General features: G+C 72.3%; 25 protein-coding genes and 1 riboswitch. Of the genes, 15 read left to right on the top strand and 10 right to left on the bottom strand.

Annotation, left to right across the window (positions count from 1 at the left end):
- Positions 1 to 76: 76 nt before the first annotated feature.
- Entirely contained in the window at positions 77 to 964 is an 888-nt protein-coding gene (locus ACI2K4_RS33800; RefSeq protein WP_404517253.1) for a UbiA family prenyltransferase, read from the bottom strand.
- On the opposite strand from ACI2K4_RS33800, the gene ACI2K4_RS33795 reads away from it, so the two are divergent.
- Genes ACI2K4_RS33795 through ACI2K4_RS33780 form a run of 4 tightly spaced genes read left to right on the top strand, consistent with a single transcriptional unit; the run spans position 963 to position 4,653 of the window.
- Positions 963 to 1,772, top strand: a complete 810-nt coding sequence (locus ACI2K4_RS33795; protein ID WP_404517252.1) for a methyltransferase domain-containing protein — start codon at positions 963 to 965, stop codon at positions 1,770 to 1,772. The two genes, ACI2K4_RS33800 and ACI2K4_RS33795, sit on opposite strands and share 2 nt — an antisense overlap.
- A 58-nt stretch (positions 1,773 to 1,830) precedes the next feature.
- On the top strand, positions 1,831 to 3,000 hold the full coding sequence (locus tag ACI2K4_RS33790; RefSeq protein ID WP_404517251.1) for an acyl-CoA dehydrogenase family protein: 1,170 nt from the start codon (positions 1,831 to 1,833) through the stop codon (positions 2,998 to 3,000).
- Positions 2,994 to 4,073 (top strand): type III polyketide synthase, encoded by a 1,080-nt coding sequence (locus ACI2K4_RS33785; protein WP_404517250.1) that lies wholly within the window; start codon positions 2,994 to 2,996, stop codon positions 4,071 to 4,073. The genes ACI2K4_RS33790 and ACI2K4_RS33785 overlap by 7 nt, the downstream gene beginning before the upstream one ends.
- A gap of 43 nt (positions 4,074 to 4,116) precedes the next feature.
- Complete coding sequence (locus ACI2K4_RS33780; protein WP_404517249.1) at positions 4,117 to 4,653, top strand: hypothetical protein; 537 nt, start codon at positions 4,117 to 4,119, stop codon at positions 4,651 to 4,653.
- 30 nt (positions 4,654 to 4,683) lie between these two features.
- Here ACI2K4_RS33780 and ACI2K4_RS33775 read toward each other — a convergent pair whose 3' ends face one another.
- Entirely contained in the window at positions 4,684 to 5,427 is a 744-nt protein-coding gene (locus tag ACI2K4_RS33775; RefSeq protein ID WP_404517248.1) for a hypothetical protein, read from the bottom strand.
- A gap of 328 nt (positions 5,428 to 5,755) precedes the next feature.
- Between ACI2K4_RS33775 and ACI2K4_RS33770 the strand changes: the two genes are divergently transcribed.
- The 4 genes from ACI2K4_RS33770 (at position 5,756) to ACI2K4_RS33755 (ending at position 8,701) form a co-directional block, all read left to right on the top strand.
- Positions 5,756 to 6,241, top strand: a complete 486-nt coding sequence (locus ACI2K4_RS33770; protein WP_396808197.1) for a CarD family transcriptional regulator — start codon at positions 5,756 to 5,758, stop codon at positions 6,239 to 6,241.
- A 66-nt stretch (positions 6,242 to 6,307) separates the two neighbouring features.
- On the top strand, positions 6,308 to 7,018 hold the full coding sequence (gene ispD, locus ACI2K4_RS33765) for a 2-C-methyl-D-erythritol 4-phosphate cytidylyltransferase (RefSeq protein ID WP_404517247.1): 711 nt from the start codon (positions 6,308 to 6,310) through the stop codon (positions 7,016 to 7,018).
- A 36-nt stretch (positions 7,019 to 7,054) separates the two neighbouring features.
- A complete protein-coding gene (ispF, locus tag ACI2K4_RS33760) occupies positions 7,055 to 7,528 on the top strand; it encodes a 2-C-methyl-D-erythritol 2,4-cyclodiphosphate synthase (RefSeq protein ID WP_404517246.1) in 474 nt (157 codons plus the stop codon).
- A 105-nt stretch (positions 7,529 to 7,633) separates the two neighbouring features.
- Positions 7,634 to 8,701, top strand: a complete 1,068-nt coding sequence (locus ACI2K4_RS33755; protein WP_404517245.1) for a tetratricopeptide repeat protein — start codon at positions 7,634 to 7,636, stop codon at positions 8,699 to 8,701.
- Positions 8,702 to 8,867: 166 nt separating this feature from the next.
- Here ACI2K4_RS33755 and ACI2K4_RS33750 read toward each other — a convergent pair whose 3' ends face one another.
- Positions 8,868 to 10,037: a homogentisate 1,2-dioxygenase gene (locus ACI2K4_RS33750; protein ID WP_404517244.1), complete on the bottom strand. Its 1,170-nt coding sequence runs from the start codon at positions 10,035 to 10,037 to the stop codon at positions 8,868 to 8,870.
- Positions 10,038 to 10,132: 95 nt separating this feature from the next.
- Between ACI2K4_RS33750 and ACI2K4_RS33745 the strand changes: the two genes are divergently transcribed.
- The 4 genes from ACI2K4_RS33745 (at position 10,133) to ACI2K4_RS33730 (ending at position 13,741) form a co-directional block, all read left to right on the top strand.
- Positions 10,133 to 11,023 carry a hypothetical protein gene (locus ACI2K4_RS33745; protein WP_404517243.1) on the top strand — a complete coding sequence of 297 codons (891 nt, stop codon included), beginning with the start codon at positions 10,133 to 10,135 and terminating at the stop codon, positions 11,021 to 11,023.
- A complete protein-coding gene (fahA, locus tag ACI2K4_RS33740) occupies positions 11,020 to 12,222 on the top strand; it encodes a fumarylacetoacetase (RefSeq protein ID WP_404517242.1) in 1,203 nt (400 codons plus the stop codon). The genes ACI2K4_RS33745 and fahA overlap by 4 nt, the downstream gene beginning before the upstream one ends.
- A gap of 195 nt (positions 12,223 to 12,417) precedes the next feature.
- Positions 12,418 to 12,621, top strand: a complete 204-nt coding sequence (locus ACI2K4_RS33735; RefSeq protein WP_404517241.1) for a DUF397 domain-containing protein — start codon at positions 12,418 to 12,420, stop codon at positions 12,619 to 12,621.
- 277 nt (positions 12,622 to 12,898) lie between these two features.
- Positions 12,899 to 13,741, top strand: a complete 843-nt coding sequence (locus tag ACI2K4_RS33730) for a methyltransferase domain-containing protein (RefSeq protein ID WP_404517240.1) — start codon at positions 12,899 to 12,901, stop codon at positions 13,739 to 13,741.
- A gap of 33 nt (positions 13,742 to 13,774) precedes the next feature.
- On the opposite strand, the gene bluB is transcribed toward ACI2K4_RS33730, so the two are convergent.
- Positions 13,775 to 14,392, bottom strand: coding sequence for a 5,6-dimethylbenzimidazole synthase (gene bluB / locus ACI2K4_RS33725; RefSeq protein WP_404517263.1), 618 nt, complete (start codon positions 14,390 to 14,392; stop codon positions 13,775 to 13,777).
- A 108-nt stretch (positions 14,393 to 14,500) separates the two neighbouring features.
- A riboswitch (cobalamin riboswitch) is annotated at positions 14,501 to 14,701 on the bottom strand.
- Between the two features lie 151 nt (positions 14,702 to 14,852).
- On the opposite strand from bluB, the gene ACI2K4_RS33720 reads away from it, so the two are divergent.
- Together ACI2K4_RS33720 and ACI2K4_RS33715 are read left to right on the top strand one after the other, a co-directional pair.
- A complete protein-coding gene (locus tag ACI2K4_RS33720) occupies positions 14,853 to 15,362 on the top strand; it encodes an SRPBCC family protein (protein WP_404517239.1) in 510 nt (169 codons plus the stop codon).
- Positions 15,363 to 15,415: 53 nt separating this feature from the next.
- Complete coding sequence (locus tag ACI2K4_RS33715) at positions 15,416 to 16,675, top strand: PQQ-binding-like beta-propeller repeat protein (RefSeq protein ID WP_404517238.1); 1,260 nt, start codon at positions 15,416 to 15,418, stop codon at positions 16,673 to 16,675.
- Positions 16,676 to 16,698: 23 nt separating this feature from the next.
- On the opposite strand, the gene ACI2K4_RS33710 is transcribed toward ACI2K4_RS33715, so the two are convergent.
- The 6 genes from ACI2K4_RS33710 to hppD all read right to left on the bottom strand — a co-directional run bounded on the left by ACI2K4_RS33710 (position 16,699) and on the right by hppD (position 22,545).
- Complete coding sequence (locus ACI2K4_RS33710) at positions 16,699 to 17,688, bottom strand: hypothetical protein (RefSeq protein ID WP_404517237.1); 990 nt, start codon at positions 17,686 to 17,688, stop codon at positions 16,699 to 16,701.
- Positions 17,689 to 17,719: 31 nt separating this feature from the next.
- Positions 17,720 to 18,277, bottom strand: a complete 558-nt coding sequence (locus ACI2K4_RS33705; RefSeq protein ID WP_404517236.1) for a hypothetical protein — start codon at positions 18,275 to 18,277, stop codon at positions 17,720 to 17,722.
- Positions 18,278 to 18,409: 132 nt separating this feature from the next.
- Positions 18,410 to 19,537: a histidinol-phosphate transaminase gene (hisC, locus tag ACI2K4_RS33700; protein ID WP_404517235.1), complete on the bottom strand. Its 1,128-nt coding sequence runs from the start codon at positions 19,535 to 19,537 to the stop codon at positions 18,410 to 18,412.
- Positions 19,534 to 20,538 (bottom strand): RDD family protein, encoded by a 1,005-nt coding sequence (locus tag ACI2K4_RS33695; RefSeq protein ID WP_404517234.1) that lies wholly within the window; start codon positions 20,536 to 20,538, stop codon positions 19,534 to 19,536. Before ACI2K4_RS33695 ends, hisC begins: the two co-directional genes overlap by 4 nt.
- Complete coding sequence (locus ACI2K4_RS33690; protein ID WP_404517233.1) at positions 20,535 to 21,326, bottom strand: RDD family protein; 792 nt, start codon at positions 21,324 to 21,326, stop codon at positions 20,535 to 20,537. Before ACI2K4_RS33690 ends, ACI2K4_RS33695 begins: the two co-directional genes overlap by 4 nt.
- A gap of 10 nt (positions 21,327 to 21,336) precedes the next feature.
- Positions 21,337 to 22,545, bottom strand: a complete 1,209-nt coding sequence (gene hppD / locus ACI2K4_RS33685) for a 4-hydroxyphenylpyruvate dioxygenase (protein ID WP_404517232.1) — start codon at positions 22,543 to 22,545, stop codon at positions 21,337 to 21,339.
- A 135-nt stretch (positions 22,546 to 22,680) separates the two neighbouring features.
- Here hppD and ACI2K4_RS33680 point away from each other — a divergent pair, with 135 nt between their 5' ends.
- The gene (locus ACI2K4_RS33680; protein ID WP_404517231.1) at positions 22,681 to 23,217 is read left to right on the top strand and encodes an Lrp/AsnC family transcriptional regulator; all 537 of its coding nucleotides are present in this window, start codon (positions 22,681 to 22,683) and stop codon (positions 23,215 to 23,217) included.
- The last annotated feature ends 22 nt before the right edge of the window (positions 23,218 to 23,239 follow it).

Genomic DNA, 23,239 nt, shown 5'->3' with positions numbered 1-23,239 from the left:
GGTAGTTGGGGGTGGTCGGTCGCCGTACGGCGACCCGGACAACCGGTCGGCACCGAGCTGGCCAGCGGCGACCCGCTCACACCACCCGTCCGCTGGCGACCAGGAGCACCACGTCGATCACGGCCACCACCATCACCGCCCGGAACACACCCACCGCCCGGTCACCCCGGCGGTTCGCCGTGCGGCTGGCGTACCAGCCGAGCGGCAGGACCACGGCGGCGGCGGCGATGGCGACGAGCCCGGCCCACGACGGTGCCCCGGACGGACCGAAGACGAGCATCGCGGTGGCCGCGAGCAGCAGGCCGGCGGCGGCCACCCGGGACGCGGTTGGACCGATCCGGTGCGGCAGCCCGCGCACGCCGGTACGGGCGTCGTCGTCCAGGTCCGGCAGCACGTTGGCGAAGTGCGCGCCGGCACCGAGCAGCGCCCCGGCCGCGACCAGCCACCCGGGCGGGGTCGGCGTGCCGGGCAGGGCGAGTACGACAAACGCCGGCAGCGTGCCGAAGGAGACCGCGTACGGCAGCACGGAGGCCGGGGTGAACTTCAGCGGCCAGTTGTAGAGCAGCGCGCTGACCAGCGCCAGCCCGATCGCGACCGGCGCCGCCGGGGTGAGCGGCAGGGCCGGCAGCGGGGTGGCGAGCGCCGCCACGATCCCGCAGAGCAGCACCAGACGCCGGCTGAGTTCGCCGGTCGCGAGGGGCTTGTCCGTCCGCCCCACGGCGGCGTCCCGGTCGGCGTCGAGCCGGTCGTTGAGCCAGCCCACGGCGAGCTGGCTCGCCAACACGCTCGCGGCGACCGCCACGATGCCCGACGGCCGGTGTCCGACCCCCCAGGCGAGCAGTGCCGCGACCGCCGTCACCGCCGCCGCCGGCTCGGGGTGACTCGCCCGGACCAGCCCTAACACCATTCGCGACATAGAGGAAGTCTGTTTGTTACCGGCGAGTCGTGCCAGGCTCGAAGCCATGGCGGGTGAGGATCCCGAGGTGGGCGACGTCCGGACGGCGCGTGCCCGGACCCCGGTCCGGCCGCGCAACGATCCACGGCAGTACGACGACCTGGCCGACGAGTGGTGGCGGCCGGAGGGCGTCTTCGCCATGCTGCACTGGCTGGCCGCCGCGCGGGCCCGGATGGTGCCGGCCGCGACCCGCCCCGGGGCGGTGCTGGTCGACGTCGGATGCGGCGCCGGCCTGCTCGCCCCGCACCTGGCGGGCCTCGGCTACCGGCACGTCGGGGTGGATTTGACCCGGTCGGCGCTCGCCCAGGCGGCGGCGCACGGGGTGGGCGCGGTGAACGGCGACGCCGCCGCGCTGCCGTTGGCGGACCGCTGTGCCGACGTGGTCGCCGCTGGTGAGCTGCTGGAACACGTACCGGACTGGCGGGCGGCGGTGGCCGAGGCGTGCCGGGTGCTCCGGCCCGGCGGGACGTTGGTGCTGGACACGCTCAACGACACGGCGTTGAGCCGGCTGGTGGCGGTACGACTGGCCGAGCGGGTGCGCGGCGTACCCCGGGGCATCCACGACCCGAGGTTGTTCGTCGACCCCCGGGCGCTGGTGGTCGAGTGCGCCCGGCACGGCGTGACGCTGCGGGTGCGCGGGATCCGTCCGGCCGTACCGGGGTTGCTGCGTTGGCTCGCCGCCCAGGCCGGTGCCGGCGGCAGGACTTCCGGGACGGCCGGTCGCGGGTGGAAAACACCCCGGATCGTGCCGACCCGGTCGACGGCGGTGCTCTACCAGGGCCTCGGGGTGAAGCACGCAACCAGGGCCGTGGGGTGAAGCAGGGGTAGCTCGACGGCAGGGCCGGTACAGGGCCAGTGTGCAGGAGGGGGCAGGAATGTCGGTGGACGCGCTCGGAGCGGTACGCCGGTTGACGCCACGGTTGGCCGCACGGGCCGCCGAGCACGACCGCGAGGGCACCTTTCCCGTTGAAGACTTCATGGACCTCCGGGACGCCGGCCTGTTCGGGCTGATGGTGCCGGCGACGCTGGGCGGGATGGGCGCCCGGTTCGCCGAGTACGCCGCCGTCGCCACCGAGCTGGGTCGGGGTAACGGGGCGACCGCGCTGGTGTTCAACATGCACGCCTCGGTGACCGGCGCGCTCGGTGCGGTGACGGAGGAACTGGCCGAGGCGCTCGGTGTGCCGGACGAGGCGCTCGCCGCGCGGGACCGGCTGCTCGCCGAGGCGGCGGCCGGTGCCTGGTACGGCGTCGCGATGAGCGAACGGGGCGCCGGGGCCCGGCTGTCCCAGCTCTCCACCGTGTACGAGCAGGTCGACGGCGGCTTCCACATCAAGGGCGCGAAGACCTTCTGCTCGGGCGCCGGGCACGCGGACGCGTACCTGGTGGCCGCCCGGAGCGTGGCCGACCAGTCCATGGTGTCGCAGTTCCTGGTGCCGGCCTCGGCGCCGGGGTTGCGGGTGGAACCCACCTGGGACTCGCTCGGCATGCGCGCGACCGCCTCGCACGACCTGCACCTGGACGTGACGGTGCCGGCGGACCGGCTGCTCGGCGGGGTGGAGGGGCTGGCCCTGGTGGTGGCGCAGCTGATGCCGCACTGGCTGGTGGCGAGCTACGCGGCGGTCTACGTCGGGGTGGCCCAGGCGGCGGTGGACGCGGCGGTCGCCCACGTCAACGCCCGCAACCTCGGGGAGCTGCCGGCCGTCCGGGCCCGGATCGGCCGGGCCGACGCGGCGGTGGCCGCCGCGCGGCTGGTGGTGGCGGAGGCGGCCCGGCGGGTCGACGAGGAGCCCGGCGACCCGGAGACCAACCGCTGGGTGTGGCGGGCCAAGCTGCTCGCCGGGACCACGGCGGCCGAGGTGGCCGCGTCGATGCTGGAGGCGGCCGGTACCTCCGCGACCCGGCGGGGACACCCACTGGAACGGCTCTACCGCGACGCGCGCTGCGGGTCGCTGCACCCGGCCACCTCGGATGTCTGCGCCGACTGGCTGGGCGTGGCGGCGATCGGCGGGGACCCGGACCGGGACGGGTCGGCCCCCCGGTGGTGAGCGCCGGGGGCAACGACGCGGTGCCGGTGATCGCCGGTCTCGGTACCGCACTCCCGCCCCGGGCCAACCAGGGCGACCTCTGGTCCGGTTTTTTCGTCCGCCACTTCGGCGGCGCGACCCGGGCCCTGGCGGAGCGGATCTTCGCGAACTCCGGCGTGGTCACCCGCCAGGCGGCGGTCAACCCGTTGCTGGAGGACATCTCCACCTGGTCCACCGAGCGACGGATGCGTCGCTACCTGGTGGAGGCGCTGCCGCTGGGCAAGGAGGCGGTGGGCCGGGCGTTGACCGACGCCGGGGTCTCCGCCGGGGACATCGGCCTCTTCGCGGTCTGTTCCTGCACCGGGTACGCCACCCCGGGACTGGACATCCTGCTCGCCCGGGACATGGGCATGTCCGCCGCCACCCAGCGCGTCTTCGTCGGGCACATGGGCTGTTACGCGGCGCTGCCCGGCCTGGGCACGGTGAGCGACTTCGTGGCCGCCCGGGGCCGCCCGGCGCTGCTGCTCTGCGCCGAGGTGACCAGCCTGCACATCCAGCCGTCGTCGGCCCGGGTGGACACCCAGCAGATCGTCTCGCACGCGCTCTTCTCGGACGCTGCGGCGGCCGTGGTGGTCACCCCGCCCGGACCCCGGGGGTACGCGGTGCGCGAGGTCTCCGCCGTCACGGACACCTCGACGGCCGACCACATGACCTGGGAGGTGACCGACACCGGTTTCCGGATGGGGCTGTCGCCCCGGGTGCCGCAGGTGCTCGCGATGCACGTCCGGACGTTGGTGGAGGAGTTGCTGGACCGGCACGGGCTGCGGATCGCCGACGTGGACGGCTGGGCGGTGCATCCCGGTGGGCCACGGATCCTGAACGTGGTCGAGCGGGAGCTGGGCCTGCCACCTGAGAGTCTGGTCGACTCCCGGGCCACCCTGGCCGAGTACGGCAACTGTTCGTCACCGACCGTGCTGCTGATCCTGGACCGGCTGCGGAACAGGCCGCGACCACCGCGTCGGGTCGTCATGCTCGCGTTCGGCCCGGGTCTTACCCTGTACGCGATGTTGCTCGATCTCCCGGTCGTCCCCTGATCGAAGCCGAACCGACCCCGGTCGAGGCTGGAGAGGTGTCGAAGTGACCGTACGGCGTGGCGACCGGGATGTCGGGGTAGTGCTGAGCGTCGGTACGGTCGTCGCGCTGGCGGTCGGCGGCTGGTGGTGGGCCGACTCGGCACCCGAGCCGGGCCCGGTGACCGCGTCGGTGCCGTCCGCGTCGGTGCCGCCGCCCGATTCGTCGTTCGACTCGTATGTCGTGCTGGACGCGGTGACCGGGGCGGTGGTCGGGGGCGTCGGAGGCCCGGTCCCGTCGCCCCAGCCCGACCCGGTACGCCGTACCGTGCTCCGCGTCGACGAGAACGTCAACCAGGCGGCCTGGTGGGTCCAGGCGCGGATCGGTGGTCGTTACCTGCTGGAGTACGAGTGTGACGGGCAGGGCCCGGTCACCGTACGGGTCGAGGGTGCGCAGGGACGGCCGACGGCGATCGCCTGTGGCGAGGGCTCCGCCCGGGTGGAGCTGGATGCGCGCGCGCCCCATCTGACGATCTCGCTCGCCGGGCCGACCACGCGTCCGGGACCGGCCGCGGTGACGCTCCGGTTGACCACCCTGTCCTGAGTCGGCCGGTGGCGACCCGTCCCGCTCCGGTCAGGTACGGGTGAGCTGGGGCAGGTTGCCCTGGTAGTCGGCCGGCGAGCCGAGGGTGGGCAGGATCCGGACGATCTGCCCGGTCCGGTCGACCAGCAGCGCGGTCGCACTGCCCGGCTGGGGGGCGGTCTGGACGAGGCCACGGAGTTCGACAGCCGGGTCGGCGAGGTTGCGTACCGGGGCGGCGACGGTCTGCGGCGGGCTCGGCAGTGGGCTGGGCCGGGAGCGGCCGCTGGTCACCACGATCACGGTCACCCCGGGGGGTGCGGCGGCGGCTGCGGCGGTGACCTGGTCCGCGCAGGCGCAACCGTCGGTCAGCAGGATGACCGCCGGGAGCAGCCCGCGTAGCGCCACCGGGGCGGCGTCGGCGTCGACCAGGTCGAGCGCCGGCAGCGTCCGGCTGGGGCTGCCACCGGCGCTGGCCCGTGGCGTGCTCGGCTGCCGGTGTTGGCCCGGCCAGACCACGGCGAAGAGGCTGGTCACCGCCGCGAGCAGGGCGAGCGGCATGATCAGCAGGGTGAGCCGGAGCGCGGACGGCCCACCGCGCCGCAGGCGCAGGCGTCGGCGCCAGGCCGCGCGCCGGGCCCGTTGGCGCAACTCGCGCCGGATCAGGGCGGCCTCGGCGGCGAGTTCGGCGGGATCGTCCGGGATGACGATCGGTCCCCACTCGGGCGGAAGATCGGGCAGCCCGTCCGGTGGGCCGCTGTTCTCCGGCCACCCGTCGGTATTTCCGGGCGTGCCCATCGTGCCCCCTCGACGGTCACGTGGTAGTGGATCGGGCTCTTCGTCCAGCGTCCCGTACGGGGCCCTCTACCGCTAGTCTCCGGCGTCCCCTAAGGGGGAGAGATATGATTGAACCACCGGAACGCCCTACATCCGATTCTTCCGACTGGCCCCCGCCGCCCGGTGATCCGGAGGTTACTCAGCGTGGTGAGACTCGCGGGCCGGCGGCCTGTCAAGCGGAAGAAAGACCTCTCACAGGGCCTCTGAGCTGCGCTAATGGTCAGGACTGAGGTGGGACATCGGTGCCTGAGCGTGTTACCCTAGACACAGCGAAAGGGGTTTCGAACCTATGGTTTTCAGTGTCGGCGAGACCGTTGTTTACCCCCACCACGGGGCCGCACTCATCGAGGCAATCGAGACTCGGGTCATCAAGGGCGAGGAGAAGCAGTACCTCGTGCTGAGGGTCGCTCAGGGTGACCTGACGGTCCGGGTGCCCGCTGAGAATGCCGAGATCGTCGGCGTCCGCGAAGTGGTCGGTGAAGAGGGCCTGGGCAAGGTCTTCGATGTCCTCCGCGCCCCTCACACCGAGGAGCCGACCAACTGGTCGCGGCGTTACAAGGCGAATCTGGAAAAGCTGGCCTCCGGAAACCCCCTTAAGGTGGCTGAGGTCGTTCGTGACCTCTGGCGCCGGGAGCGGGAGCGGGGCCTGTCGGCGGGTGAGAAGCGGATGCTCGCCAAGGCCCGCGACATTCTGGTCGGCGAGGTCGCGCTCGCCGAAAAGAGCACCAAGGACGAGGCGGAGAACCTCCTCGACAAGGTGCTCACCGAGGCGTAACGCCCGGGTAGGGACAATCCTGGCGATTCACGCCCACTCATCCGAGAAGAGAACGAGGACCGCGACGTGACCGCGCAGCTCAATCCGCGCGGTGACGTCGCGGTCCTCGTTCCTGCGGCGGGTGCCGGCGTACGGCTCGGCCCCGGTGCCCCGAAGGCGCTCCGGCTGCTCGCCGGGGAGCCGCTGCTGGTGCACGCGGTCCGCCGGATCGCCACCGCTCCCTCCGTACACACCATCGTGGTGGCGGCGCCGCCGGCCGAGGTCGAGGCGGTGCGGCTGATGCTCGCCCCGGTCGCCGAGGTGATCGTGGTGGTCGGTGGGGCCACCCGGCAGTCGTCGGTCGCCGCCGCGCTCGGTGCCGTACCGGCCGGACCGGAGATCGTGCTGGTGCACGACGCGGCCCGCGCGCTGATCCCACCCGTGCTGGTCGAGTCGGTGGCCGCGACCATCCGAGCCGGGCACGACGCCGCCATCCCGGTCCTGCCGGTGATCGACACGGTGAAGGAAGTCTCCGCCGACGGACTGGTGCTCGGCACGGTCGACCGCTCCGCGCTGCGCGCCGTACAGACCCCGCAGGGCTTCCGCCGGCCGGTCCTGGCCGCCGCCCACGCCGCCGCCGTCGACGCGCTCACCGACGACGCCGGCCTGGTCGAGAAGCAGGGCGTACGGGTCACCTGCGTGCCCGGATCGCCGTACGCGATGAAGATCACCACCCCGTTCGACCTGGCTCTGGCCGAGCACCTGTGGCAGACCCAGCCGGAGCCGGGCGTCGGCTGAGCGGCTGGGCGCCACCCGGGTCGGTAACCTGTGCCGGTGATCGTTCCCCGGATCGGTGTGGGCACCGACGTACACGCCTTCGAAGCCGGCCGGCCCTGCTGGGTGGCGGGCCTGCACTGGCCCGGCGTCGACGGCCTGGCCGGGCACTCCGACGGTGACGTCGCCGCGCACGCCGCGTGTGACGCGCTGCTCTCGGCGGCCATGCTCGGCGACCTCGGGTCGAACTTCGGCACCGACCGCCCGGAGTGGGCCGGAGCGGCGGGCGTGGTGCTGCTGGCCGAGACCGCGCGCCGGGTCCGGGCGGCCGGCTTCGAGATCGGCAACGTGTCGATCCAGGTGATCGGGGTACGGCCGAAGATCGGGCCACGGCGGGACGAGGCCCAGCGGGTGCTCGCCGAGGCCGTCGGCGCCCCGGTCTCGGTCTCCGGCACCACCACCGACGGGCTCGGACTCACCGGTCGGGCCGAGGGGCTGGCCGGCATCGCCACCGCCCTCGTGCACGCCCGCTGAGCGGCTCTGCTGTCGCGTTCGAACCGCCCCCCGACACCCGGCGGGGTGCCCGGAACCGCACCGCGTACGCGCGGTCGGCTTGGCCGGATGGCCTAGGCTCGGGCGGTGTCCAGCGACGCCGTACCCGAACACCACGCCTCCGCCGAGGACTACCTCCAGCGGGCCGACCTGATGGCCGAACTCGGCCGATACGACGACGCGGTGGCGGAGCTGGGCTTTGCCATCACCCTGGACCAGGCGAGCGTGCGGGCCTGGACGATGCTCGCCCGGGTGCAGGTGGCGGCGGGACGGCCGGAGGAGGCGCTGACCGCCGCCGACACCGCCGTGGCCGTCTCGACCGCGACGGCCGCGATCCCGGGTGCCGCCCCGGACTGGGCGGCCCCGCTGGCCGTCCGGGGGCTCGCGCTGGTCGATCTGCGACGGTTCCGGGAGGCGGCCGAGGTCGCCGACGAGCTGCTGGCCCGGGGACCCGCGGACGCGTACGCCCAGCGCAGCGCCGCCGGCATCCTGGCCGACGCGCGCAACGGCCAGCCGGCGCTGAACGCGGCCTGGCGCGCGGTCGAACTCGCCCCCGAGGAGGCGCAGAACCACCTGGTGCTGGGCATGGTCGCGGCCCGACTCGACCTGTTCGACCTGGCCGAGCGGGCGTACCAGGAGGCGCTGCGGCTCGACCCGACGCTGGACGAGGCAGGCAACGACGTGGGGCAGACCCGGCTGGAGCGGCGGCGTTACGCCCGGGCGCTGGAGGAGGTCGCGGCCACCGTCTCGGTCCAGCCGGTCCGGGTGAACAGCGTCCGTTCGGTTGGCGAGAGCCTGCTCCGCCTGGTGATGTACGGCGCCGGCTACTCGATCGTCGCGGCGGTGCTGGTGGCCTACCTGGCCGCGGTGAGTCCGGGCGCCTCCCGGGCCTGGGCGGTGCTGCTGGCGGTGGTCGGTGGGGTGCTGGTGTGGCGGTTCGCCTCGGCGGTGCCGGGGCTGGTCAGGACGACCCTGCCGGCGCTGATGAGCCAGGACCGGACGCTGGCCCTGTCCGTCTACGCCGCCCTGGCCGGGCCGGCGTTCATCCTGCTGTACGCCCTGGTCGGCACCCCCTGGCCGCTGGTGCTGGCGATCGTGGCGACCGCCGTGGCCGAACTCGCCGTGCTGCGCCGTTACGGCCCCGCGTCGAACTGACCGGGCCGCCGGTGGACCGGCACCGGCACGCCGGTCCGGGATTCGCACCCCCGGCCGGGACCCGCACGCCCACAGGGAAGGCGTGCCCACTCCCGCGCGGACGGGCACGCTTTCCGTGTCGACGTACGGATCCCGGGCGCCACGGCGTGGATCCGGGCGTACCGGCTCAGAGCGTGCGGCCGGCCCAGGTCCACGCGTACGCCGGGTCCTCGACGGTCAGTGCCGGGTCGCAGAGGTCCAGCGGACGGAAGGTGTCGACCATGACGGCGAGTTCGTCGAAGTGGTCGACGCCGATCGCACGCTCGGCCGCGCCCGGCTGGGGACCGTGGGTGAAACCGGCCGGGTGCAGCGAGATCGAGCCCTGCTCGATGCCGGAGCCGCGCCGCGCCTCGTAGTTGCCGCCGGTGTAGAAGAGCATCTCGTCCGAGTCGGTGTTGTGGTGGTTGTACGGCACCGGGATCGCCAGCGGGTGGTAGTCCACCTTGCGCGGGACGAACGAGCAGATCACGAAGTTCGGCCCCTGGAAGGTCTGGTGCACCGGCGGCGGCTGGTGCACCCGCCCGGTGATCGGCTCGAAGTCGTGGATGGAGAAGGCCCACGGGTAGAGGTGGCCGTCCCAGCCGACCACGTCGAACGGGTGGTTGGCGTAGACGTACCGGGTCCAGCCACGCCGGTGTTGGACGTACACCTCGACGTCGGACTGTTCGACCAGGAACGGCTCGGCCGGGCCGCGTACGTCACGTTCGCAGTAGGGGGAGTGCTCCAGGAACTGGCCCCGCGCCGAGAGGTAGCGCTTGGGCGGGCCGACGTGCCCGGTCGCCTCGATGGTGAGCAGGCGCAGCGGGTCCGGCGCGACCGGCACGATCCGGTGCACCACCGAGGTCGGGATGATCACGTAGTCGCCGGCGGTCACCCCGAGTACGCCGAAGGTCGACTCGATCCGGGCCGCGCCGGACTCGACGTACAGGCACTCGTCGCCGATGGCGTTGCGGTAGAGCGGGGACGGCCGGTCGGCGACCACGTACGAGATGCGTACGTCGTCGTTTGCCAACAGGTGCTGCCGCCCCAGCACCGGGTCGGCGCCGCCCGCGTCGAGCTTGTGGGTGCGCAGGTGCCGGGGCTTGAGCGGCAGGTTCGGCACCCGGGACCAGGCCGGCGGGGTGAACTCCTCGGCGGCCACGATCGCGGTCGGCGGGTAGCGGTGGTAGAGCAGCGACGAGTCGGAGGAGAAGCCCTCCTGGCCCATCAGCTCCTCGGCGTAGAGGCTCCCGTCGGGCTGCCGGAACTGGGTGTGGCGCTTACGGGGCAGCTCACCGACGCTGCGGTAGTACGGCACTTTGACCTCCGCATTTGTCCCATTCAGCGGCCGATGGTGTCCGATAATCGGACGCTGTTGTCCGTTAGTCGTAGCGTCCCGTAAGTTCTCTGTTCGTGTCAACGCAGGTGCCCCGGCTCTTCGCCGGCCTGGTCGACGACGCCGCCGTCTTCCCGCCCGGCAGCGCGTCGCTCGCCGACGCCCTGGTGGCCCACCGCGAGCACCGCACCGCCTGGTACGCCGACCTGGTCGGGCCGCTGCTGGTCCCGGCGTCGGCGCTGGCCCACCTGCCGGCGCTGCTGGAGCCCGGGGAGCGGATCGAGGTCGGGGTGATCGGCGACGTGCCGATCGGCCGACTGCCCGCGTTGCTCGGCGCGATCGACGACCGGTTGTGCCCACGCCAGTTGGAGGTGGCGGTCGGCAAGCGTGGCGAGGACCCCACCCCCGGACTGGCCGAACTCCTCGCCGTCCACGGCGACCTGCCGCCCGCCGCAACCGCTGGCCACAGCGGGTCACCGACGCTCGACCTGTACGCCGAAGTCCCGCTGACCTGGGGACTGCTCGCCGCACTGGACCGGATCGCGCGGGCGCGCGCGGCCGGGGCGCCGGTCGCGGCGAAGTTCCGCACCGGCGGGCTCGCCGCCGAACTCTTTCCCACCCCGGTCGAGCTGGCCGCGGTGATCCGCGCCTGCCGGGACCGGGCCCTGCCGTTCAAGCTCACCGCCGGCCTGCACCACGCGCTGCGCCACACCGACGCCGAGACCGGCTTCACCCATCACGGGTTCGTCAACGTGCTGGTCGCCACGGCTGCCGCCGCCGAGGGCGCCGAGGTGGCCGAGATCGCCGAGCTGCTGGCCAGCGGTGACCCGCTCCGGATGGTCGAGCCGGCCCGGGTCCGGCGGGAGCAGGCCCGGCCGCTCTGGCGCGGCTTCGGCTCGTGCAGCATCGACGAACCACTGACCGACCTGGCCCGGCTCGGGCTGATCAACCAGGGGGAGAGCACGTGAGCTGGGTCGAGGGCGCGGCGGGCTCGCCGTACGACGTACACAACCTGCCGTACGGGGTGTTCGCCCACGGCGACGTGCCGGCGCGGATCGGCGTACGGATCGGGGAGTATGTCCTCGACCTCGACGGCGCCGAGGCGGCCGGGCTGGTCCTGGCCGGGGGTGCGCTGCGTGAGCCCTCGCTGAACGCGTTCATGGCGCTCGGGCAGGCGCAGTGGGGCACGGTGCGCAAGCGGGTGGTCGAACTGCTCACCGACCCGGCACACCGGCCGGCGGTCGCCCCGCTGCTCCACCCGCTCGCCGAGGTCGACCTGCTGATGCCGTTCGCGGTGGGCGACTACGTCGACTTCTACTCCTCGGAGCAGCACGCGTCGAACGTGGGCCAGATCTTCCGTCCCGGCGAGCCGCCGCTGCTGCCGAACTGGAAACACCTGCCGATCGGTTACCACGGCCGGGCCGGCACCGTGGTCGTCTCCGGTACGCCCGTCGTCCGCCCGGCCGGACAACACTCCACTGGGGACGGACCCGGGTACGGGCCCTCGACGCGCCTGGACATCGAAGCCGAGGTCGGCTTCGTGATCGGGCTCGGCTCGGCGCTCGGCGACCGGGTGCCGGTCGAGGACTTCCGGGCGTACGTCTTCGGTGTGGTGCTGCTCAACGACTGGTCGGCGCGGGACCTGCAAGCCTGGGAGTACCGGCCGCTCGGCCCGTTCCTGGGCAAGTCGTTCGCCACCTCGATCTCACCCTGGGTGGTGCCGCTGGACGCCCTGGAGCACGCCTGGGTGCCGGCTCCGGAGCAGGACCCGCCGGTCCTGGAATACCTGCGCGACGAGCCGCACCTCGGTCTCGATTTGCGGCTCGCGGTCGACTGGAACGGCAGCCGGGTGAGCGAGCCACCGTTCGCCGGCATGTACTGGACCCCGGCTCAGCAGTTGGCCCATTTGACCGTCAACGGCGCCTCGGTGCGTGCGGGCGACCTCTACGCCTCCGGCACCGTCTCCGGCGTACGCCGCGACCAGGTCGGCTCGTTCCTGGAGCTGACCTGGGGCGGGGCCGAGCCGGTGGCACTCGCCGAGGGCGTGGCCCGTAGCTGGCTCGCCGACGGCGACACGGTCACCATCAGCGCTACCGCTGCCGGCCCCGACGGCCGCACCGTCGCCCTCGGCGAAGTGACCGGCACCGTACTTCCCGCGCGCCCCTGACCCCTACTTCGCCATCGTCTATCGATTGTGGAGCACCGTTGGTCGCGGTGCGATTGATCGAGTCGCACAGTCTGTGTGAGCGTGCCCCGCTGTAGTGGCGCATGTTGCATTCGGTAACGCGTTCGCTCCCTTCGCCGTGTAAGAATACCGGCGAACGCACTTTTATGTGCATAACTCGTCGTAAAGGGGTATAAAATGCAGATCGATCTCGCGCGCGCGTCGTGGCGTAAGAGCACCCGGTCGAACGACCAGGGCTGGTGCGTCGAGGTGGCCGACAACCTGGCCGGCGTGGTCGGGGTGCGTGACTCGAAGGACGTCACGGGACCGGTGCTCTCGTTCAGCCCGACCGACTGGTCCGCGTTCATCGGCGCGGCACGGGCCGGCTCCTTCGACGGCTGATTCAGACAACTCCATTCGCGTTTCCCGGGCGGCCCCGTCCAGCGATGACAGGTCGGGGCCGCCTCGCCAGGTCCGGCACCGGTTGCCGCCGGTCGTTGCCGGTCGGTCGCCGCGAGCCACGCACGGATCGGTGCGAAATTCACCCCCGTGACGCTTTTCTCGGCCGCCCGCTCACCGTTGCGGATGACCAGGCAAAACGATGCTTGCCGACCGGTGTGACGCAGGCAACGCGGGGATGGCTGTCGCGACGACCCGTCGGCAGAGCAGCCTTACCGACGTGACGGACGAAATCGCAGGTACCACATCCTTCAGTGACGTCGACGGGGCCGGGAACGAGCTCCAGACGAGCATGGTCGACTACCTCGAACGCATCGCCGCCTATCCGTCCATCCGGCAGGTGCGCGAGGTGGCCCGTGCCGCGCTGGACGCCTGGCCGGGTCAGCGACTGCTCGACGCGGGGGCCGGGGCGGGCGAGGTGGCCCGCGAACTCGCGAGGCTGGTCGGACCGGAGGGCGAGGTGGTCGCGGTCGACCGGTCGGAGTTCTTCGTGACGGCGGCGACCAGGCGGCACGACGGCAGCCGGGTCGAGTACCTCGTCGGAGACGTCACCGCGCTCGACCTGGCCGACGAGAGCTTCGACGGCGTACGGAGCGAGCGGGTGATGCAGCACCTCGCCGAGCCCGACCGCGCGGTGGCGGAGCTGGTACGCGTGCTGCGCCCCGGCGGACGACTGTGTCTGATCGACACGGACTGGGAGAGTCTTCTGCTGGACGGGATAGCGCCCGAGCTGATCGAGCGCATCCGGGGGAAGTTCTTCCAGTACGTCGCCACCCCCGAACAGCCGGACAAGTTCCGGATGGGCCGTACGCTGCGCCGCAGGCTGCTGGCGGCCGGACTCGACGAGGTGCGCGCCGAACCGATCACTGTCGCGGTGACCGACTTCGCGGAGGCCAACGCCATCGCCCCGATCTTCGACCGGGACGCGATCCGCAGGCTCGGGGCGGATCCGGCGCTGCTCGGCGCGGAATGGTTCGAAGCCGTCGACGCCTCGGTCGCCCGGGGTGACTTCCTCCTCGCGATCACGATTTGGGTGGTCAGCGGGGTCAAGCCGCTCGGTTGACGGCGCTACCCGGCCTCCGCGTCGAGAACCGGGTCAGCGGGCGGTCCACCGGTCGTGGTGGACCGCCTCGGAGAGTGGCCGTCGCCGACGCCAGCCGTGCCGCTCCAGGTCGGGGACCTGTTCGAGGTGGCTGACCGGGCCGAGGCAGAGCCAGGCCACCGGGCGGACCGTCGCCGGGATGCCCAGCAGGTCCCGCAGGAACTCCTCCCGGTAGAACGAGACCCAGCCGAGGCCGAGTCGCTCGGCGGTCGCGGCCAGCCAGAGGTTCTGGATCGCCAGGCAGACCGAGTAGAGGCCGGCGTCGGCGATCGAGTGACGCCCGAGCACCGCCGGGCCACCCCGCTCCGGGTCGTACGTGACCACCACCGACAGCGTCGACTCACGTACGCCGTCGATCTTGATCCGGGCGAACCGTGCCGCGGCCTCGCCGTCGAGGGTGGCCGCGAAACTCTCGCGCTCCCGCTCGACGTGCCGGTGGAACCGCTGACGCAGGTCGGGGTCGCGAACGAGGAGGAAATCCCAGGGCTGGGAGAGTCCGACGCTCGGCGCGGCGTGTGCCGCGGCCAGCACCCGGTGCAGCACCTCGTTCGGGATCGGGGCGCCGGTGAACTCGGCGCGCACGTCCCGACGGCGGTGGATGACCTGGTACAGCGCGGCGGCAAGATCCGTCCCGCCGATCGGGTCGGGTTCGGTTACCGGCACGGGTTGGGTGACGGGTTCGGTGTCCAAGGCAGGCTCCCGCTGCGCTCGTGCCCCGAAACGGGGCTCGTGACGCGAGGCCGGTCTTCGGACTCCCGGATCAGCGCTGGTCACCCGCCTTCCCAGCCCTCGTGGGCCAGTGGCCGCGTCTCGTACGCGTGGGTGGCAGCTCCCCGGTCACCGCGGCGGGCCCGTGCCGGATTCGCACCGGCTTCCCGATTCTCCCCGCGACCGCGGGGCACCTCGCAACGTTTGTGCCACCCGGGACCATAGCGGAGTCGTTCGCCCCGGCGTCACCGAGCCGTTCGCGACGTCACCCGCGTCACCTTCTTGTCGCCGCTCGCCGATCTTTGCGCTGGTCGGGCGCTCTCGCCCGTACGGTGGGTGTTCGGGGAAGGGCTCGGGGGGTGCGATGGCGACGGTGGCGGTGACCCGACTGGTGGAGGCGTCGGCCGACGAGTTGTGGCGGGTCTTCACCGACCTTCCGGGCCGAGACGGCTGGCTCTCCACCGTCACCGGGATCGAGGTGCTGACCCCGGGACCGGTCCGGCCCGGCACGACCTGGCGGGAGGGGCACCGGCTACCGGACGGGACCGGGCTGGTCGAGGAGTTCCGGGTGGAGGAGATGGTCGCGCCGCACCGGTTGACGGTCACCTCCGCCGGAGCGGGCGTCGACTACCGGACCGCGTACAGCTTCACGCCGGTCGACGGTCGGCGATGTCGGCGGGGCGGCTGGACGGCGGTCAGCGTGGTGCAGGAGGGCGTGGTCACCACGCCGTCCGGGCGGCTGATCGCGCTGCTCTTCGGCGGGCTGGCGGCCCGTACGGTCGAGAACGTGCTCCGCCGCGACCTGGCCGATCTCGCCGCCGCCGTCGGGGTGACCGGGCCGGGCCGTCGGGGTGACCCCGCCGCTGCCGCCTGACCTGCCAGGCGCCGGCCCGGACCGGATGGATAGGGTGCCGGCGGAGGTGCTGGATGCGATCCCGGAGCGGGGGAGTGGCTCGGCGTCGGCCGATCGTCGTCGCGATCGCGGCGTTGCTGGCCGTCGCGGCAGTCGCCGTGGTCGTCCACCGGGTGCTCGCCCCGGCGGAGGTGCTCACCACCGCCCGTACCGGATATCCGGCCCCGGTCAACGCGGCGACCGGTGTGGTCGGCACGCTCGCCTCCGCCCCGCTGATCGTGGACGGCCGGCTGCGGGTCTACGCCACCACCCGCCAGGTCCGCGCCGACCTGCCGGTGGACGCCCGGACCCGGCGTACGCCGTACTGGTCGTACCGGCGGTGGCCGGCCGAACTGATCGGCGTCGTGGCCAGCGGCACCACCGTGGTCAGCCGCTGGTCGGACGGGAACCTGGTCGCTCTCGACGCGCGTACGGGCCGGATCGTGTGGCGGGTCGACGGTCCACCGCCCGGACACGGGTACAACGGACGACGCACCGGAGCCAGCACCAACTACACCCCCGCCGGTCTCATCCCGGCGACCGGTCGGAGCGGCCGGGCGGTGCTGGTGGTGATCGGCGGCTCGGGAGTGCGTGGTCTGGACCTGGCCGACGGGCGGGAGCTGTGGCGGGTCGGCATCGACGGCTCCTGCCGGGCCGGCGCGCTCACCACCAGCGGCGGGCAGCTCGTCACCGTCGACGCCTGCGCGGCCCCGCAGGTGGCCGAGTTCCACGACGTGGAGTCCGGCGAGTTGGTCGACCGGTGGCGTCCGGAGGACGCCGGCCCGGAGCTGGGGCTGGCCCCGCTCGGCTGCGGCAACGGCGGGTCGAACTGTCCGGCGATGCGGACCAGCAGCGCCGGGACCACCCGTGGCTGGCTGGTGGATCGGGACGAGCCGGTGCCGGTGCCGGTGCTGGACCCGACCGAGGCGGTGCTCGACGGGGACGTGGCGCTGACCCCGAGCGGTCGCGAACTGGTGGCCCGCTCGGTCCGCGACGGCAGCGAACTCTGGCGCCGGACCGGGCGTGAGCCGGCCCGGATCGTCGCCGTCCAGTCCGGCCGGGTGCACCTGCTCACCGACGCGCACGAGCTGGTCACGCTGAATTCGATGACCGGGGCGGAGCGGTCGAGTTTCCCGCTGACCGCCGGGGACGAGGTCGTCGCGTGGCGGCCCGGCTTCGCGTACGCGGCGGACGGCTTCGTCGCGGTGGAACGGCTCGCTTCGGCCGCCCCGCCGGACGCGGACGACCAGCAGTTCTACGGCGCCGCCCAGCCGGTCATCCTCGCCGCGACCTGAGTTTTCGGGCGGTTACCGGAAGGTCACCCAGCCACCGTGGACCGGTTCCGCCGGGAACGACGCCTCGACAGTGCCAGCACGAGCACCACGATCATCGTGATCGCCAGTGCTCCGGCAGTCAGCAGCCAGGGCGATTCCAACCGGCTCAGGGGCGAGCCCGGTTGCCCTGGCCGTCCCGGGTCCGGGAAGGTGATCCGGGTGGTGGCGGTTTCCCTCACCAGACCACTTTCCAACTCCACCGCTATCTGCCAGGGGCCGTTGGGCAACTCGCGGGGAAGAACCGCGACCACCGTGCCGGACTCGCCCGGTGCCAGGGTGGTGCCTTCGAGTACGTCGAACGGCCCGGCTCTCATGCCAGCCGGCCCGTCGGAGAGGGCCACCGAGCCGGCCAGGTCGAGCGCACGCTCGCCGGTGTTGCGTACCGCGACCCGCACCGAGGGCACGCCGAGGGTGTCGCGGCTCGGGATCATGTCGCCGATCGTGAAACTGGACGGCGGCTCGCCGCCAATGCCGATGTTGAGATAGGTCCGCACGCCAACTCTGTGGATCTTGTTGACGTTGGCGGAAGGGTCGGTCGCCGAGGCGACGGAGGCCCAGATGACCGCGTACCGTTCGCCCCTCGACGCCCTCGGCGGCACGGTGATGGTCGTCCGGAAACGTGCCGACTCCCTGGGCGCGAGATCCACCGACGCGCGGTCGAGCGAGATCCACGAGGCCAGCTCGTTGGAGGCCCGCCCCTCGCCGAACTGGAACCGGGTACCCGTGATCGTCGCCGCAGCCGGATAGAGCTCGATCTTCTGCGGCTGGTCGGTCTTGTTCGCCACCAACATCTGTCGTTTGACAATGGCGCCGGGCGGCAAATGATCGACGATGTAGCGGAGTGCGCGGGGGTCCTTGGAGCGCTCGGTCGGCGCCTCAAGCAACTGAATGCCGATGCTTCCCGGATCGGGCTCCGGCTCTGCCTCGCCGCCCCGGGCGGGTTGGCCCGGCACGGCGAGGCAGAGCAGCGCCACAATGGCGCAGAGGGCCGATCGGCCGCAGCGGCTACGCCACCGAATGTGTCACCGTTCCGGTGTACGTGCCCGCCACGTTGGCCAGCGGGACGTTGACCTCAAGGGTCGGGTTCCAGGTGGCGGTGTTGTTTCCGGTGCCGCCCGTGTGGGTGAACGCGGTCAACGGAGTGGTGTCATCGAGCGGTGCGGCGGCAGCCGCGTTGACCTGGCCAGGTGTGAACGTTCCGTTACCGGTGGTCGCGGTTGCTGGCCCAGACCAGTAGTCAACCTGTGAGGCAAGAACGGTCTCGGTCGGCGTCGCGGTGCCGGTGGTGAAGTCGGTCGACGTCACCGTCGCCTCCCAGGACGCGTCGTCGCTCGCTCGGGAGTCGTCGACCGTGACCGGCCCGATCTGCCCCTCGATCACGGTGCCGGCGTCTCCGGTGCCCAGATCGGCGGTGGCTGGAGCGGTGATGTCGAGCGTCCCCGCGAGGATCTCGAAGGTCACCTCCGTGTCATCGGTCGGGGCGGCCGTCGCCGGCATAGCTGTGAAGGCGACCGCTGCGGCCGCCGCAGCAGCCCCCAGCGTGAGAATTCTGGCAATACGCACGAGTTGTCCCCCATGGTTTCGAAGTGGCTGACAGGGCTGCAATGCCTCAGTGCTGGCAGTACAGGCCCGCTTCGAAAACTAGGGCAGTATGGCCACGTTCACGGCGAAAAGCGGCAAATAGGCTCGATCCGGTTAGTTGAACAAGAGGGCGGTCTCCGCGACGGCGAGGAACGCGTCGTTCTCGGCCGCCGTACCGATGGTGACCCGTACGCCCTCGCCGGGGAAGGGGCGGACGATCACGCCCCGGGACTCGCAGACCCGGCCGAACTGGACCGCCCGGTCGACCCCGCCGGGTAGCGTCGGCAGCGGCAGCCAGACGAAGTTCGCCTGGCTGGTCGGCACCTCGGGCAGCAGCTTGCGCAGGGCCTCGGTGACCCGATCGCGTTCGGCCACCACCAGTGCGCAGCGGCGACGTACCTCCTCGGCCTGGGTCAGCGCGGCGAGTGCGCCGGCCTGCGCCACGACACTGCTGGAGAACGGGGTGACCACCTTGCGTACCGCCGTGGCCACCTCCGGCTGCGCGACCAGGAAGCCGATCCGCAGGCCCGCCAGGCCCCACGCCTTGGAGAGGGTACGCAGCACCACCACGTTCGGCCGGTCGCCGTACGCGGTGAGCCCGTCCGGTACCTCAGCGTCGGTGACAAACTCCCGGTACGCCTCGTCGAGCACCACCAGCACGTCGTCCGGGACGGTGTCCAGGAAACGGTCCAACTCGGCCCGGCGCACACTGGTGCCGGTCGGGTTGTTCGGGTTGCAGACGAAGATCAGCCGAGTCCGGTCGGTCACCGCGTCGGCCATCGCCGTCAGGTCGTGCCCGTGGCCGGCGGTGTTCGGCACCCGTACGCTGGTCGCCCCGCTGGTCGCGGTGATGATCGGGTACGCCTCGAACGAGCGCCAGGAGTAGACCACCTCGTCGCCGGGCAGGGTGGTGACCCGGGTCAGGTGTTCGGCGAGCGCGACCGAGCCGCAGCCGGTGGCGATCCGGTCCGCCGCGACGCCGTACTGCTCGGCCAGTGCCTCGCGGAGCGCGACCGCGGCCAGGTCCGGGTAGCGGTGCGCCCCGGCGGCGGCCTCGGCGACCGCCTCCACCACGCCGGGCAGCGGCCCGAACGGCACCTCGTTGCTGGCCAGCTTGATCGCCTCGGTCATGCCGAGTTCGCGGGCCAGGTCGGCGGGGCTGCGTCCGGGTACGTAGTTCGGCAGGGCGGCCAGATCGGCTCGGGTGAGCCGACTGGGCTGGCTGCGGTCGCGGCCGGTCATGTCGTGGGACCTCCTGGAGTGTCGGAACGGTCGGCCGCGGGTGCGGACGCGGCGGTGGCCAACCGGTCGAGCCGTACCACGACGGTCTGCGCGCGCTTGTCGTGCAACGCCTGCCGGAGCGGTCGGTCGAAGAGCGCGAAGGCACAGTCGATGAGCTGTAGCAGGAAGCCGATGCCGCAGCAGTACCAGAAGAAGGTCGGCAGACCGAGGGTGTTCCAGCGCCGGGCGGCGCGGCCGAAGCCCAGGTGCTCGTTCTCGCCGAGCGCGACCACCTTGAGGCGGAGCACCCGCTTGCCGACGGTCTGTCCGGTGTTCGCCATCGCCGGCACCTCGTAGGCGAACCAGAGCGCGGCGGCGATCAGCAGGATGACCAGGAGCAGCCAGTCGGCCTGCGCGCTGACCGGCGGCAGCCCGTCGGTGGACGAGTCCCCGGCCATCGAGCGGCGCAGGATCTCCCGGTAGACCGGGCCGATCTCCTCCACGTACTGCCAGACGAACCAGCCGTTGACCAGGACGTTGAGCAGCAGCACCAGGCCGATGTCGATCAACCGGGCGCCGATCCGGGCGCCGAGCGGCGCCAACGCCCTGCCGTGCGGCCGAGGTTCCGGCGCCGGGAACGGGTACGGTGGGTAGCCCCAGACCGGCGGGACCGGTCCGGTCGGTGGCTGACCGGGGGAGGCCGACCCGGCCGCGCCCGGCCACGGCGGTACGCCGTTGGCCGGCGGCGCCCCGGGCGCTCCGGGCGGGATCGGAGACCCCGGTACGCCCGGCAGCCCGCTCGTCGGGATCGCCGTGGGCGTGGCGGTGGTGGTCGTCCCGGTCCCCTCCGGCGACGCCGGTCCGGCCGGCGGAGCGGTCGACGGCTCCGGCTCGGCGGGCGGCGGTCCGGGGGGCGGGGTGGCGTCGGCGGGCAGTGGCGCGCCGACCCAGCCGTCGCCGTCCCAGTAACGCTGGGTGCTCGGCTCGGCGGGGTCGGTGTACCAGCCCGGTTGCACCGTCATGGCGCCAACCTCAGTTCGTTCACCCTGGGAACCTTAACCACCACCGTGCGAGCGGCCTTGTCGTGGAGGCACTGCTGGTACGGCTTGTCCCAGAGCTGCCACAACCCGTCGAGGTAGCTGAAGCCGGGTACGACCGCTCCGGCGACGAACTGGACCAGGTACCGCTTGGCCGCGTCGCCCCGGTTGAGGGTGGCCCGAGGGTCGAGCGGGACCACCCGGATTTTCATGATCCGCTTGCCCGGGGTCTGCCCGGTCCGGAACATCATCTCGACGTGGTAGACGTACAACAGCCCCAGCATGAGCAGCAGGAGGGCGAGCTGGAGCAGGAGCATCGGCACCAGGACGGCGAGGAGGTCCGGCTCGCGTACGACGCCGTCGCCGGTTACCAGGAACATCTCCGGCATGACCCGCGTGAGATAGAAGATCATGGACGGCACGCTCAGCACCAGGCTCACCAGGAAGTAGATCCCGTAGTCGACCAGCCCGGCCAGGAACCGGTCGGAGAAGTCGGCCAGCGGCTGTCCGGCCGGGCTGACCGGTGGCGGTGGCGGAAAGCCGGGCCGCCAGCCCGGTGCGGTGCCGGCCGGCGGGGGCATGCCCGGCCAGCCCGGGACCGGGTACGGGCCCGGCGGCAGGTGAGCGGGCGGGGTGCCGTACCGCAGCGGCGCGGTGCCGTGCGGCGGCCCGGCCTGGGCCGGGATGTTGCCGCCCGGCGGGACCGGCCCCTGGGGGTTGGGGGTGGCGGTCCCGCCGGGCGGCGGCGTCGAGTGCGGGGTCGGCTCGGTCACGCGGACAGTGTTACAGGTTCCCGCGCGCTTCCTGCTCCCGCTCGATCGCCTCGAACAGTGCCTTGAAGTTGCCCTTGCCGAAGCCGAGCGATCCGTGTCGCTCGATCAATTCGAAGAAGACGGTGGGCCGGTCCTGGACCGGCTTGGTGAAGATCTGGAGCAGGTAACCGTCCTCGTCCCGGTCGACCAGGATCTTGCGGGCCTTCAGCTCCTCGATCGGCGCCCGCACCTCGCCGATCCGGGCCCGCAGCTCCGGGTCGTCGTAGTAGGAGTCCGGGGTGTCCAGGAACTCCACCCCGGCCGCCCGCATCGCGTCCACGCTGCGCAGGATGTCGTTGGTCGCCACCGCGATGTGCTGCGGGCCGGGACCGCCGTAGAACTCCAGGTACTCGTCGATCTGCGACTTGCGCCGCGCCACCGCCGGCTCGTTCAACGGGAACTTGACCTTGCGGGTGCCGCTCGCTACCACCTTCGACATCAGCGCCGAGTAGTCGGTGGCGATGTCGTCACCGACAAACTCGGCCATGTTGGTGAAGCCCATGACCCGCCGGTAGAACTCCACCCACTCGTCCATCTTGCCCAGCTCGACGTTGCCCACCACGTGGTCGACGGCCTGGAAGAAGCGCTTCGGCTGCACGCCCGCGTCGATCATCGGCTGCCGGTCCACGATCGGGCCGCGCGCCACGAAGCCGGGCAGGAACGGGCCGGTGTAGCGGGACCGGTCGACCAGCGAGTGCCGGGTGTCACCGTACGCCGCGATCACGGCGGTGCGGACCGTACCGTGCTCGTCCGTGCTGTCGTACGGTGCGACGACGGCGGTGGCGCCCTGGGCCAGCGCGTGCTCGTACGCCGCGTCCACGTCCGGGACCTCCAGCGCGATGTCGCGCACCCCGTCGCTGTGCTTGGCCACGTGCTCGCTGCCGGGAGCGTCCGCGTGCACGGCGCCGGTCAGCACGAACCGGGCCGAGCCGCTGGTCAGTACGTACTCGGCGTGGTCCCGGAAGCCCTGCTCCGGACCCCGGTACGCGACACACGTCATGCCGAAGGCGGTCGAGTAGTAGTGCGCCGCCTGCTTCGCGTTGCCGACCAGGAACTGGATGTGGTCGATGCCGCGTACCGGGAACGGGTCGGCGGAGATGTCGTGGTCGACCGCGCCCACCAGCGCGTCGACGTCGACGTCGGTGCTGTCGGGCGTCGGGCGGTCAATCGCCTGGGTCATGGTCTGGCCTCCTCCGTGCCGGCCGCTCGCCTGGTGGGGTCGCGGTCCTGTGGCGAGGATCGCGTCTGTCGGCATGGCTGGGCAAGAGTTGGTCGATTCGCTGGTCAGCTTGCGCATTCGGTATGGTCAACCACCGTGACCGCTGTACAGGATGTACAGCTCGATCGACTGGACGCCAGGCTGATCGAGCTGCTCGCCGACGAGCCGAGAATCGGCGTGCTGGAGTGCTCCCGCCGGCTTCGGGTGGCCCGGGGCACGGTGCAGGCGCGGCTGGACAAGCTGGTCGCGCGGGGGGTGATCCGGGGATTCGGGCCGGACCTGGCACCGGCCGCGATCGGCTTCGGGGTGACCTCCTTCGTCACCCTGGAGATCAGTCAACGGCACGGCCACGACCCGGTCGCGGCCCACCTGCGCCGGATTCCGGAGGTGCTGGAGGCGTACACCATCACCGGCTCCGGCGACATGCTCTGCCGGATCGTCGCCCGGTCCAACGCGGACCTTCAGCGGGTGATCGACGAGATCGTGTCGTACCGGGGGATCGCCCGGGCCTCGACGATCATCGCGCTGGCCGAGCAGATTCCGTACCGGGTGTTGCCGTTGGTCCGGGCGGCGGCGACCGGCGACGTGGGGCCAACTCCGGAAGATCCCGGCGGCGAGCCCTCCCGCGTTTGACCCCCGCGCCTCGCTACGGTAG

Source organism: Micromonospora sp. NPDC050397 (genome assembly GCF_044901685.1).
In the GTDB taxonomy this organism is placed as follows: Bacteria; Actinomycetota; Actinomycetes; order Mycobacteriales; family Micromonosporaceae; genus Micromonospora_G.
Note: the sequence above shows the minus strand (reverse complement) of the source record. Positions and strands in the feature narration are given on the sequence as shown.

Excerpts from the sequence above, each read along its gene's own strand:
- ACI2K4_RS33795 (WP_404517252.1), top strand. The coding sequence starts at position 963 with ATGGCGGGTGAGGATCCCGAGGTGGGCGACGTCCGGACGGCGCGTGCC.
- ACI2K4_RS33800 (WP_404517253.1), bottom strand. The coding sequence starts at position 964 with ATGGCTTCGAGCCTGGCACGACTCGCCGGTAACAAACAGACTTCCTCT.
- ACI2K4_RS33790 (WP_404517251.1), top strand. The coding sequence starts at position 1,831 with ATGTCGGTGGACGCGCTCGGAGCGGTACGCCGGTTGACGCCACGGTTG.
- ACI2K4_RS33775 (WP_404517248.1), bottom strand. The coding sequence starts at position 5,427 with ATGGGCACGCCCGGAAATACCGACGGGTGGCCGGAGAACAGCGGCCCA.
- ACI2K4_RS33770 (WP_396808197.1), top strand. The coding sequence starts at position 5,756 with ATGGTTTTCAGTGTCGGCGAGACCGTTGTTTACCCCCACCACGGGGCC.
- ACI2K4_RS33735 (WP_404517241.1), top strand. The coding sequence starts at position 12,418 with ATGCAGATCGATCTCGCGCGCGCGTCGTGGCGTAAGAGCACCCGGTCG.
- ACI2K4_RS33720 (WP_404517239.1), top strand. The coding sequence starts at position 14,853 with ATGGCGACGGTGGCGGTGACCCGACTGGTGGAGGCGTCGGCCGACGAG.
- ACI2K4_RS33715 (WP_404517238.1), top strand. The coding sequence starts at position 15,416 with ATGCGATCCCGGAGCGGGGGAGTGGCTCGGCGTCGGCCGATCGTCGTC.
- hisC (WP_404517235.1), bottom strand. The coding sequence starts at position 19,537 with ATGACCGGCCGCGACCGCAGCCAGCCCAGTCGGCTCACCCGAGCCGAT.
- ACI2K4_RS33695 (WP_404517234.1), bottom strand. The coding sequence starts at position 20,538 with ATGACGGTGCAACCGGGCTGGTACACCGACCCCGCCGAGCCGAGCACC.
- hppD (WP_404517232.1), bottom strand. The coding sequence starts at position 22,545 with ATGACCCAGGCGATTGACCGCCCGACGCCCGACAGCACCGACGTCGAC.